The 10807-nt window shown below is 50.2% G+C and carries 3 protein-coding genes, 20 tRNA genes and 2 rRNA genes (1 of these 25 cut by a window edge); 1 reads left to right on the top strand and 24 read right to left on the bottom strand.

Features of this window, described 5'->3' with window-relative positions; genetic code table 11:
- Positions 1–188: 188 nt before the first annotated feature.
- The 14 genes from ppc to FLT43_RS13630 form a co-directional block, all read right to left on the bottom strand.
- On the bottom strand, positions 189–2981 hold the full coding sequence (gene ppc, locus FLT43_RS13565) for a phosphoenolpyruvate carboxylase (protein WP_087441230.1): 2793 nt from the start codon (positions 2979–2981) through the stop codon (positions 189–191).
- Between the two features lie 223 nt (positions 2982–3204).
- Positions 3205–3278 (bottom strand) — tRNA-Gly (locus tag FLT43_RS13570).
- 7 nt (positions 3279–3285) lie between these two features.
- Positions 3286–3362 (bottom strand) — tRNA-Pro (locus FLT43_RS13575).
- 26 nt (positions 3363–3388) lie between these two features.
- Positions 3389–3465 (bottom strand) — tRNA-Arg (locus FLT43_RS13580).
- Between the two features lie 6 nt (positions 3466–3471).
- A tRNA-Gly gene (locus FLT43_RS13585) sits at positions 3472–3546 on the bottom strand.
- 76 nt (positions 3547–3622) lie between these two features.
- A tRNA-Gly gene (locus tag FLT43_RS13590) sits at positions 3623–3696 on the bottom strand.
- Between the two features lie 7 nt (positions 3697–3703).
- Positions 3704–3780: transfer RNA gene (locus tag FLT43_RS13595), tRNA-Pro, on the bottom strand.
- A 26-nt stretch (positions 3781–3806) separates the two neighbouring features.
- Positions 3807–3883, bottom strand: a tRNA-Arg gene (locus tag FLT43_RS13600).
- A gap of 7 nt (positions 3884–3890) precedes the next feature.
- Positions 3891–3965 (bottom strand) — tRNA-Gly (locus FLT43_RS13605).
- Positions 3966–5049: 1084 nt separating this feature from the next.
- Positions 5050–5123: transfer RNA gene (locus FLT43_RS13610), tRNA-Gly, on the bottom strand.
- Between the two features lie 7 nt (positions 5124–5130).
- Positions 5131–5207, bottom strand: a tRNA-Pro gene (locus FLT43_RS13615).
- A gap of 23 nt (positions 5208–5230) precedes the next feature.
- Positions 5231–5307, bottom strand: a tRNA-Arg gene (locus FLT43_RS13620).
- Positions 5308–5315: 8 nt separating this feature from the next.
- A tRNA-Gly gene (locus tag FLT43_RS13625) sits at positions 5316–5390 on the bottom strand.
- A gap of 92 nt (positions 5391–5482) precedes the next feature.
- A complete protein-coding gene (locus FLT43_RS13630) occupies positions 5483–5722 on the bottom strand; it encodes a (2Fe-2S)-binding protein (protein WP_087441229.1) in 240 nt (79 codons plus the stop codon).
- A gap of 873 nt (positions 5723–6595) precedes the next feature.
- On the opposite strand from FLT43_RS13630, the gene FLT43_RS13635 reads away from it, so the two are divergent.
- Positions 6596–7033 (top strand): hypothetical protein, encoded by a 438-nt coding sequence (locus FLT43_RS13635; protein WP_087441227.1) that lies wholly within the window; start codon positions 6596–6598, stop codon positions 7031–7033.
- Between the two features lie 573 nt (positions 7034–7606).
- Here FLT43_RS13635 and FLT43_RS13640 read toward each other — a convergent pair.
- The 10 genes from FLT43_RS13640 to FLT43_RS13685 form a co-directional block, all read right to left on the bottom strand.
- A tRNA-Leu gene (locus tag FLT43_RS13640) sits at positions 7607–7689 on the bottom strand.
- A gap of 15 nt (positions 7690–7704) precedes the next feature.
- Positions 7705–7780, bottom strand: a tRNA-Lys gene (locus tag FLT43_RS13645).
- 7 nt (positions 7781–7787) lie between these two features.
- A tRNA-Gln gene (locus FLT43_RS13650) sits at positions 7788–7862 on the bottom strand.
- 22 nt (positions 7863–7884) lie between these two features.
- Positions 7885–7960, bottom strand: a tRNA-Thr gene (locus tag FLT43_RS13655).
- A 9-nt stretch (positions 7961–7969) separates the two neighbouring features.
- Positions 7970–8045 (bottom strand) — tRNA-Val (locus FLT43_RS13660).
- A gap of 6 nt (positions 8046–8051) precedes the next feature.
- A tRNA-Glu gene (locus tag FLT43_RS13665) sits at positions 8052–8126 on the bottom strand.
- 36 nt (positions 8127–8162) lie between these two features.
- A tRNA-Thr gene (locus FLT43_RS13670) sits at positions 8163–8238 on the bottom strand.
- Between the two features lie 4 nt (positions 8239–8242).
- Positions 8243–8318 (bottom strand) — tRNA-Asn (locus tag FLT43_RS13675).
- 65 nt (positions 8319–8383) lie between these two features.
- A 5S ribosomal RNA gene (gene rrf, locus FLT43_RS13680) occupies positions 8384–8500 on the bottom strand.
- 61 nt (positions 8501–8561) lie between these two features.
- A 23S ribosomal RNA gene (locus FLT43_RS13685) occupies positions 8562–10807 on the bottom strand; it runs 677 nt beyond the window's last position.

Raw genomic sequence — 10807 nt, forward strand, 5'->3', positions numbered from 1 at the left:
TGCTTCACAGGGAATGCTGCCCTCCGTCACGCTTCAAGGCCCGTCCACGATTCCTTTCTCTCTCGTTGAACCTGTCCTGCGTCTACACAGGAAAAGTCGAGCCTTGAATACTCAAGACTCGACTGCATCGTCGCTTGCTTCCTACGCTGGTCGAATCGACGAATCCTATATACGGTGATCCCTACTCGTCAACCTGTATTCCGAAGTCCTGCCGCAATGCCATTAATGGTCAATAGCACTTCACGAAGCAGAATCGGATTGTCATTGCCCGCTTCACGCAGTTCACGCAATTCGGATACGAGACCAACCTGCATATAGCTGAGCGGATCCACATACGGATTGCGGAGCCGGATCGATTCCTGAATGACCGGGACATTGTCGAGAATCTCCTGCTGCCCCGTAATCTTGAGAATCAAATCCGACGTTAACTTATATTCTTCTTCAATCTGGCTGAAGATGCGTTCCCGCACGGCATCGTCCTTCACCATGCCGGAATACTCCTTCGCGATGACCAGATCGGCCTTGGCCAATGCCATCTGCAGGCTGTCAATCATCGACTGGAAGAAGGAATAATGGCGGTACATGTCGCGCATCACGGCCAGATTCTCTTCCTTGCCTTGATAGAAGCTCTGCAGTCCCGTTCCTGCCGCATACCAAGCCGGCAGCAGATATCGGCTCTGCGTCCACGCAAACACCCATGGAATGGCACGCAAATCCTCAAACCGGTCGCTGTTCTTCCGCTTCGAAGGCCGGGAACCGATGTTCAGCTCGCCGACTTCAGGCAGCGGCGTCGATTCCTTGAAGTAAGTCAGGAAATCCGGATCCCGGAAGATCAAGTCCTGATATTTCTGCAACGACGTCTGGGAAATGCTCTCCATCAGCTCTTTCCACTTGGATTCATACAAATCCGTATGGGCTGTCCGTGCCAGCATAGCGGCTTGAATGAGCGCAGAGGTCGCTTGCTCCAGACTGCGGTAGGCAATGCCCTGCATCGCGTAGCGGGAGGACAGAACCTCACCCTGCTCCGTAATCTTGATGCCGCCCCCAATCGTATGCGGCGGCTGGGCAAGAATACTCCGGTTCAGCGGCATTCCCCCGCGGCCAAGCGCGCCGCCCCGTCCATGGAAGAACTTAATTTTAACATTATAGTCTTGAGCCATTGCTGTCAATTCTTTAAGTGCCATCCGCAGCTCCCAGTTGGCGGTAAATACGCCTCCGTCCTTGTTGCTGTCGGAGTACCCCAGCATAATCTCCTGCACATTGCTCATGGCGCTGACTGCGCTGCGGTAGATTGGAAGGTCGAACAACCGCTTCATGATGCCTGGCGCTTCATGGAGGTCGTCTATCGTCTCGAACAGCGGCACGGCCTGAATCGTGCAGTGAACCTTGCCGTTCTCTTCTTGACGGAACAAGCCGACTTCCTTGGCGAGCAGCATGACCTCCAGCACGTCGCTGGCCGCCTCCGCCATGCTGATCAAATAACTGGTGATGCATTTCTCGCCGAATTCCTTCTGGGCGCGCTGGATCGTGCGGTAGACGTCCAGACATTCCCGGGTCGACTCGCTGTACTCTATATAGGACGACACCAATGGTCTTGGGTCCTGCAAAAGTTTATGAAGCAAATCGATTTTTTCTTCTTCGCTGAGCGCGCCGTAATTATCGACAATCTTCATGTTGGCCAAAATTTCGGTCATGGCGCTCTCATGCTCTTTGCTGTGCTGGCGAATATCAAGCGCAGCCATGTAGAACCCGAACAATTCCACTTGGCGAATCAGCTTCGCAACAAGCGTATCGGCTACATAATCCGCGTAGTGATGGCGCAGACTACGGTCAATGATGCGCAGATCCTCCACGAATTCTACAGGATCGCGATAACGCGCAGAAGTGTCTCGTGTAGACTCGTCCATCATATTATGCAAGCGCTCGAACATGTAGATTAACTTCATGCGATATGGTTCTTTTTCATTGTTCCAAAATGCCGTCCGCTTCAAAGGGACATTCTCGTGATCGGCCGCAACCGATTGCAGCAGCTCATCGGATACCTGCACAATGCTGGTGCTGAAGCTCAGGCTGCGGAACAATTCCTTCAGCCGTTCTTCATATTTGTGAATCGCAAGCTTCCGGTGCATCTGCAACGTCTCCCACGTCACCTCCGCCGTAACGGATGGATTGCCGTCGCGGTCTCCCCCGATCCACGAACCGAACCGCAGATACGTAGGCACATGCCAGCTCTGCGTCGGATAATATTTATCAAGGCAACGTTCCAGTTCCTGATATACCTCAGGCAGAACATCGAATAACGTCTCATTGAAGTAATACAATCCATTGCGGACCTCGTCCAATACCGTCGGCTTCCGATCCCGGAGTTCATCCGTCTGCCACAGCGTAATGACTTCATTCAACAGCTTGTCACGCAGCTGCTCCCGCTCCCGGTACGTCAGCGTAGGATTATCAAGCAGCATCATGTCTTCCGCAATCCGCTTATGAATATCGAGAATCGCACGGCGCATCGCCTCGGTCGGATGGGCGGTCATGACGAGCTCCAGTGAGATGCTGTCCAGAATCTGGCGCAATTCCTCTTCCGAACAATTGCGTTCCTTCAATTCCAGAATGACGCTCTCGATCGAGCCTGGTTGGACCGTCTCGCCAGCGGAACGTTCATAATCGCGCTTGCGCCGAACCCGGTGATTCTGTTCTGCGATATTCACCAACTGAAAGTAAATTGCAAAAGCACGTATCACTTGATGCCGGATATCTGGGTTCAACGTATTGATCAGTTGTTTGAACTCTTCGTATAATTCGGGAAGAAATACAGCTCGCAACGATTTGCTTATTTCCCGAATCTTCTCCACAATGTCAAGCAGCCCGTTCCCGCCTTGATGGACGAGCACTTCACCGAGGATATTACCCAGAAAACGAACGTCCCTCCGCAACAAGTTGTTGGAGTTCGCTTTGCTCGCGGTTAACGTAAGGTCTGTCATTCGTCTCCCCCTATCTCTGCAATCCTATTCCAACGGATTTTGGCTTTCCTAACATCATACTACAAAATAACTCGAAAATCTTTACTTTATTATGAAAAAATCGGACGTTACCTATGCGCATGTTCGCATTAGTTCGGAAGTTCGGATTTGGAAATAAAAAAAGGACCTCTCATCGAAGGTCCGTTCGGTGCGAAATATGTATTGGCTTGTGATTATAATAAAATGGAGCGGGTGATGGGAATCGAACCCACGCTACCAGCTTGGAAGGCTGGAGTTCTACCATTGAACTACACCCGCAAATGAATGGTCGGGACGACACGATTTGAACATGCGACCCCCTGGTCCCAAACCAGGTGCTCTACCAAGCTGAGCTACGTCCCGATGTATGTATCCATTTGTTGAAAAAGTGGCGCGCCCTGAGAGATTCGAACTCCCGACCTTTTGATTCGTAGTCAAACGCTCTATCCGGCTGAGCTAAGGGCGCATCTTCTGGAGCGGACAACGGGATTCGAACCCGCGACCCTCGCCTTGGCAAGGCGATACTCTACCACTGAGCTATGTCCGCATTATTTTACAACATTAATTATTATACCACAACCTGCGTTGAATTTCAACATCTCTTCCCAGCAGAATGCAGATATTGGAGCGGGTGATGGGAATCGAACCCACGCTACCAGCTTGGAAGGCTGGAGTTCTACCATTGAACTACACCCGCAAATGAATGGTCGGGACGACACGATTTGAACATGCGACCCCCTGGTCCCAAACCAGGTGCTCTACCAAGCTGAGCTACGTCCCGATGTATGTATCCATTTGTTAAAAAAGTGGCGCGCCCTGAGAGATTCGAACTCCCGACCTTTTGATTCGTAGTCAAACGCTCTATCCGGCTGAGCTAAGGGCGCATTCTTCTGGAGCGGACAACGGGATTCGAACCCGCGACCCTCGCCTTGGCAAGGCGATACTCTACCACTGAGCTATGTCCGCATGATGTATATCGTATGTTGTATATTATTGCACAACGTAAATATAATAACACATTTCCTGATCAGTAGCAACAATGAGTTAATGCCAATTTTTGAGTGCAGATAGAAACCGAACCACAAGCCAGCAGCCTGGAAGTATTTTTTATTCCCGTGTAACCTTTTCCCTGCCAGGTGCCTATGGCAGCCTTGGATTCGGCCCCTACGAACGAACCGTCCGAATCCGTTATTGTACAGCTTAATGAGCTATCCGGAAACATACCCGCTCAATTCGACATGTCTGTAAAGGATGGCTCGAAGGTTACGAGCAGCCTTACGATTTGACTGTGCCGGTTACCACAAATACAAAAGACAATATCATTTTGGTTCCCGAGGAACCGACGAAATCGTATGGGACATTAACTTCACCATAGAAAAGCTGGAACTGACGCCGTTATCCATAACCTGTGTCTAAAGCTAACTGGCGAACCAAGCATCGGTGGCATAAGCGATATTAATGCCGATATTATTGATGAGCATGGTCGCACACTGGAGGTGCTGAGCGGGAGAAGGAATATATTCCAGAACTTGAGTTCACCATTCCGGTAAATCCATGCCCTGCCGATTAGCGAGGCAGAGCATAGTCAACACGAAACCCGATTCGAGCATTCGCCGATCGGGTTTTGTCATGATAGTCAAGCAATTACGCCCGCCTCCTGCGATGCACGAATTGGCTGGCCGTACGTTCCCAAAGGTGCTCTCATCCTCGTTCCCCGATGATAAGGGCCCTCTGTTACGTTCCACAGCTGCTAAAGCCTGCAAAATTGCAGTATTCTCGCCGCTCAATTTTTCGGTACAAGAAATTCCTGCAAATCTCCATCAATTTCCCGCTATTCCGTTCAAAATGACGATTAGACTGACAAAAAACTGCACTTTTGCAGGAATCCTCTTGATTAGCGCCTGGAGCCGAAGAAATACTGTAAATTCGCAGGATTACTTTACTTAGGCAGCCTCTCCGCTTGAAAAGTGGTCGTATCCGATGCCTCAAGCAGACCAGATCGCCTTTAAATGCAACAAAACCGCCCTATGGCGGTTAAATGATGAATTTATGGAGCGGGTGATGGGAATCGAACCCACGCTACCAGCTTGGAAGGCTGGAGTTCTACCATTGAACTACACCCGCAAATGAATGGTCGGGACGACACGATTTGAACATGCGACCCCCTGGTCCCAAACCAGGTGCTCTACCAAGCTGAGCTACGTCCCGATGTATGTATCCATTTGTTAAAGTGGCGCGCCCTGAGAGATTCGAACTCCCGACCTTTTGATTCGTAGTCAAACGCTCTATCCGGCTGAGCTAAGGGCGCATTTATTCTGGAGCGGACAACGGGATTCGAACCCGCGACCCTCGCCTTGGCAAGGCGATACTCTACCACTGAGCTATGTCCGCAGCTTGTCTCTTCATCATGTTTTATCAGAAGCGACAAGTAATAATATATCATAAAACAAATACAAATGCAATCTGAATTTTATATTTTTTTGTTATTGGTGCAATTTGCAAATATCGGCGCGATGCCGCTCCGTAATATGAGGACAGGTCGTGCAATGAAGCCCTGATTCGCTGCGGAACTTGAGGCAGCACACTTCCCGAATCCTCAATATTTTGCTCTCCTGTGCAGGATTCGGAATGACCGTATAGGTAAATGCCAGCGGATTAGCTTTATATTCGCCGTATAAGGCCCCTGCAGCCTCATGCAGTACCCAATCCCTATCTTCCTGCAAAAGACGGTCCTGCGCCGTTGTATGCTCCTCTGTGGCCAAAGATCGTAATAGCGTTCCAGTACGTTGGCTACGTAAGCTATAGCACCTTAATGGAAATACCGGACACCTGCTTCATCAGTTGAAACAACCGGTTGAGTGCCCCTTGAACAAAAGCTCTAGTGGCCGATCCCGGGCGAGCTTTCGGCCCACCTCCCAATAAGGTTCAAACTCCACCTTACTGATTACATCGATATCCCCGGATGCGTCAATTGTAAGGGTAAAGGACCATTTGTCCGGATCCAGCAGCTGTCCCAGCCTGGAGAAAGCATGCATTACTCCCCCGGCAAGAGGAGGCGCATACCGCTTGATAAAGAGCGAAGCAGCCACCTTATCATCCGCACAACGGTACAGGTGCTTCGCCTCCCGCAGCAGATATCGGATTCCTGCTTCGGTAAGCAGCTCCTCCTTCGTCAGAACGGCCCGACCCGTTCAGACAAGGCAACACGCTCCCTCCCATGCAGATTGTGAATCCGGAACGTATCCATCCAGCTTGGCTGCTGTTCTCGAGACATCCATTCTCCTCCTGAAATCCGTCAAGGGTTTCATGATACTGGTGAGCGCGGAGGGACTTGAATCCCCACGGTTGCCCGCTAGATCCTAAGTCTAGGGGATGTGTTTCACTCGTTTCGCCTAAGCATTGATACATAAGGATTTTTCGGTTATCCACAGGGTTTTATTCTGGTCTGTTTCCCTCTATATTAGTGTTTACAAGTAAAGCTCCGAATAGTTCGGGTCTTCGTCACAAGTGGGGACTCATCTACACCACAAATTGATGGGTATATATAGTATATTAGGAATGTATTATTACCACCACCTATTTCCAAGGAGGTTACTATGAAAAAATCATTAGTCGCCATTTCAACAGTGCTGATGCTGTCAACATTTACCGGATTCGCTTCTGCTGCGCCTGATTCACCTAGAATTGCACCAACTCAATCAGAAACTCTTTCAATCGAAACCGACTACGAACCAGGAGATGTTCATCACGTTGGGTACGATTCCTTCCAGAGATCATTTACTGCAAACATCCATGCTGGAAGACTTATGGATATTTATGTAAAAAACGATGGTCCAGGAACAGTGTACATGACGTTAATACGCGATGGAAAAAATTATGCGGTAGACATTCCGATATCTTCAGGCCAACAAAAAACAGAGACAATTGGGGTCCTTGGCGGCATTATTAATGAAAAATGGGAAGTATCCATTAATACTAAAGACGGCCATAATATGGACTTCCAGTTTAAGATAAGACAATATAGAAACAAATGATCAAAATAAAGCCTCGGAATAATCCGAGGCTTTATTTAATTGGTTATATTTTTCAAACCAGAAACCAGGAATACTTTCGATATTCCAAAACCTAAAGAAAATAAGGAAACCAGATTTTAGCGAACTTTCCTTTACAAGTATTTATTTGCTTCCCCTATATAGTGTTACTGCTCTTCTCCTTTTTTATGCACTAATTACTGTAGGGGTTGTTGTATTGATCTTTAAACGCTCAAAGAACCCCAATGTCATAAATGCGAAATTGTTATTAGTTATAACTGTAGTTGATGCGCTTTACCTGTTTATAAGCAACTCAAATAATTTCTCGCTATTTGATGTTACGACCTTAAGGGATATATACCTAATTACAGGTCGTCTTTTTGTTTTTCAACTTTTCGTATAAGCTATTTCCCCGAAGATTTCAACAATCTATCCAACACCACGGCCACCTATGCGCGCGTAATCGGTTCGTATATGTTATCGTTAGCAAAGGTGTTAGCACACATGATGCATCAGGTTCGGTGTATCTTCATAAACAAAACAAAAAACCCTTGTCCGACAAGGGTTTCATGATACTGGTGCGCGTGGAGGGACTTGAACCCCCACGGTTGCCCGCTAGATCCTAAGTCTAGTGCGTCTGCCAATTCCGCCACACGCGCATTCCGATATAAAACTGGTGAGCCATGAAGGACTCGAACCTTCGACACCCTGATTAAAAGTCAGGTGCTCTACCAACTGAGCTAATGGCTCTCATAAATGGCTGGGGATATAGGATTCGAACCTATGCATGACGGAGTCAAAGTCCGTTGCCTTACCGCTTGGCTAATCCCCAACGATGTTCATATGTGACGTCATGGTGCCGGCGATAGGAGGCGAACCCACGACCTACTGATTACAAGTCAGCCGCTCTACCAACTGAGCTACACCGGCTTACATGAATGGTGGACGCTGACGGGATCGAACCGCCGACCCTCTGCTTGTAAGGCAGATGCTCTCCCAGCTGAGCTAAGCGTCCAAGAAGTGGTGACCCGTACGGGATTCGAACCCGTGTTACCGCCGTGAAAGGGCGGTGTCTTAACCGCTTGACCAACGGGCCTCAGGATAGCTGGTCTATAATTTGTAAAAAAAGTACTGGAGCTCTCAACCGGGATCGAACCGGTGACCTCATCCTTACCATGGATGCACTCTACCTACTGAGCTATGAGAGCAAGATGGCTCCCCGAACAGGACTCGAACCTGTGACAACTCGGTTAACAGCCGAGTGCTCTACCAACTGAGCTATCAGGGAACAGTAAGGAACAGCTCTGCGCCGCGTGAATTTGCATCAGCAAATCCACGCCCGCATCTCTGTCTGCTTGGCAACGTCCTACTCTCCCAGGACCCTGCGGTCCAAGTACCATCGGCGCTGGAGGGCTTAACGGTCGTGTTCGGGATGGGTACGCGTGGAACCCCTCCGCCATCGCCACCAAACAGATAAGGTATTGTACCTTAAAAACTGAATGCGAAAGTTCGTCTTACGAATCATCTTACTTAGGATAAGCCCTCGACCGATTAGTATTGGTCAGCTCCATGCATTGCTGCACTTCCACCTCCAACCTATCTACCTCGTCGTCTTCAAGGGGTCTTACCAATGTGGGAAATCTCATCTTGAGGGGGGCTTCACGCTTAGATGCTTTCAGCGCTTATCCCTTCCGTACTTGGCTACCCAGCTATGCCTCTGGCGAGACAACTGGTACACCAGCGGTACGTCCATCCCGGTCCTCTCGTACTAAGGACAGCTCCTCTCAAATTTCCTACGCCCGCGACAGATAGGGACCGAACTGTCTCACGACGTTCTGAACCCAGCTCGCGTACCGCTTTAATGGGCGAACAGCCCAACCCTTGGACCTACTTCAGCCCCAGGATGCGATGAGCCGACATCGAGGTGCCAAACCTCCCCGTCGATGTGGACTCTTGGGGGAGATAAGCCTGTTATCCCCAGGGTAGCTTTTATCCGTTGAGCGATGGCCCTTCCATGCGGTACCACCGGATCACTAAGCCCGACTTTCGTCCCTGCTCGACTTGTAGGTCTCGCAGTCAAGCTCCCTTCTGCCTTTGCACTCTTCGAATGATTTCCAACCATTCTGAGGGAACCTTGGGGCGCCTCCGTTACTCTTTAGGAGGCGACCGCCCCAGTCAAACTGCCCGCCTGACACTGTCCCCGAACCGGTTCCACGGTCCCAGGTTAGAACTCCGATACGATCAGGGTGGTATCCCAACGGCGCCTCCACCGAAGCTGGCGCTCCGGCTTCTCAGGCTCCCACCTATCCTGTACAGACCGTACCAAAGTCAATATCAAGCTGCAGTAAAGCTCCATGGGGTCTTTCCGTCTTGTCGCGGGTAACCTGCATCTTCACAGGTATTAAAATTTCACCGGATCTCTCGTTGAGACAGCGCCCAAGTCGTTACGCCATTCGTGCGGGTCAGAATTTACCTGACAAGGAATTTCGCTACCTTAGGACCGTTATAGTTACGGCCGCCGTTTACTGGGGCTTCGGTTCATAGCTTCGCCTTGCGGCTAACCACTCCCCTTAACCTTCCAGCACCGGGCAGGCGTCAGCCCGTATACTTCGCCTTACGGCTTCGCACAGACCTGTGTTTTTGCTAAACAGTCGCTCGGGCCTATTCACTGCGGCCCCCTCGGGCTATTCACCCTACCGGGGCACCCCTTCTCCCAAAGTTACGGGGTCATTTTGCCGAGTTCCTTAACGAGAGTTCTTCCGCGCGCCTTAGAATTCTCTTCTCGCCTACCTGTGTCGGTTTGCGGTACGGGCACCTTCACCTGGCTAGAGGCTTTTCTTGGCAGCATGAAATCAAGACCTTCGGTACTGTAATTTTCCCTCCCCGTCACAGCCCAGCCTTACGGTCAGCGGATTTGCCTACTGACCAGCCTCACTGCTTGGACGAGCATCCATCAGCTCGCGTCCCTATCCTTCTGCGTCCCCCCATTGCTCATAACGGCTACGGTGGTACAGGAATTTCAACCTGTTGTCCTTCGACTACGCCTTTCGGCCTCGCCTTAGGTCCCGACTTACCCTGGGCGGACGAGCCTTCCCCAGGAACCCTTAGGCTTTCGGCGGACATGATTCTCACATGTCTTTTCGTTACTCATACCGGCATTCTCACTTGTGTACAGTCCAGCAGTCCTTCCGGTCTGCCTTCAACCCGGTACACAACGCTCCTACCACTGATGCAAAGCATCAATCCATAGCTTCGGCGGTACGTTTAGCCCGTTACATTTTCGGCGCAGAGTCACTCGACCAGTGAGCTATTACGCACTCTTTAAATGATGGCTGCTTCTAAGCCAACATCCTGGTTGTCTGGGCAACTCCACATCCTTTCCCACTTAACGTACACTTAGGGGCCTTAGCTGATGGTCTGGGCTGTTTCCCTCTTGACAACGGACCTTAGCACCCATTGTCTGACTCCCGGATAATAAGTCCATGGCATTCGGAGTTTGACTGAGCTTGGTAACCCTTGGCGGGCCCCGCACCCAATCAGTGCTCTACCTCCACGACTCTTCCTCCGAGGCTAGCCCTAAAGCTATTTCGGGGAGAACCAGCTATCTCCGAGTTCGATTGGAATTTCTCCGCTACCCCCACCTCATCCCCGAATTTTTCAACATTCGTGGGTTCGGGCCTCCAGTGCGTGTTACCGCACCTTCACCCTGGACAGGGGTAGATCACACGGTTTCGGGTCTACGCCTACGTACTCATTCGCCCTATTCAGACTCGCTTT

This window comes from Paenibacillus thiaminolyticus, from assembly GCF_007066085.1.
In the GTDB taxonomy this organism is placed as follows: Bacteria; Bacillota; Bacilli; order Paenibacillales; family Paenibacillaceae; genus Paenibacillus_B; species Paenibacillus_B thiaminolyticus.

What these genes read in the sequence shown, in the direction of transcription:
- FLT43_RS13635 (WP_087441227.1), top strand. Translation starts at nt 6,596, where the DNA reads ATGAAAAAATCATTAGTCGCCATTTCAACAGTGCTGATGCTGTCAACA.
- ppc (WP_087441230.1), bottom strand. Translation starts at nt 2,981, where the DNA reads ATGACAGACCTTACGTTAACCGCGAGCAAAGCGAACTCCAACAACTTG.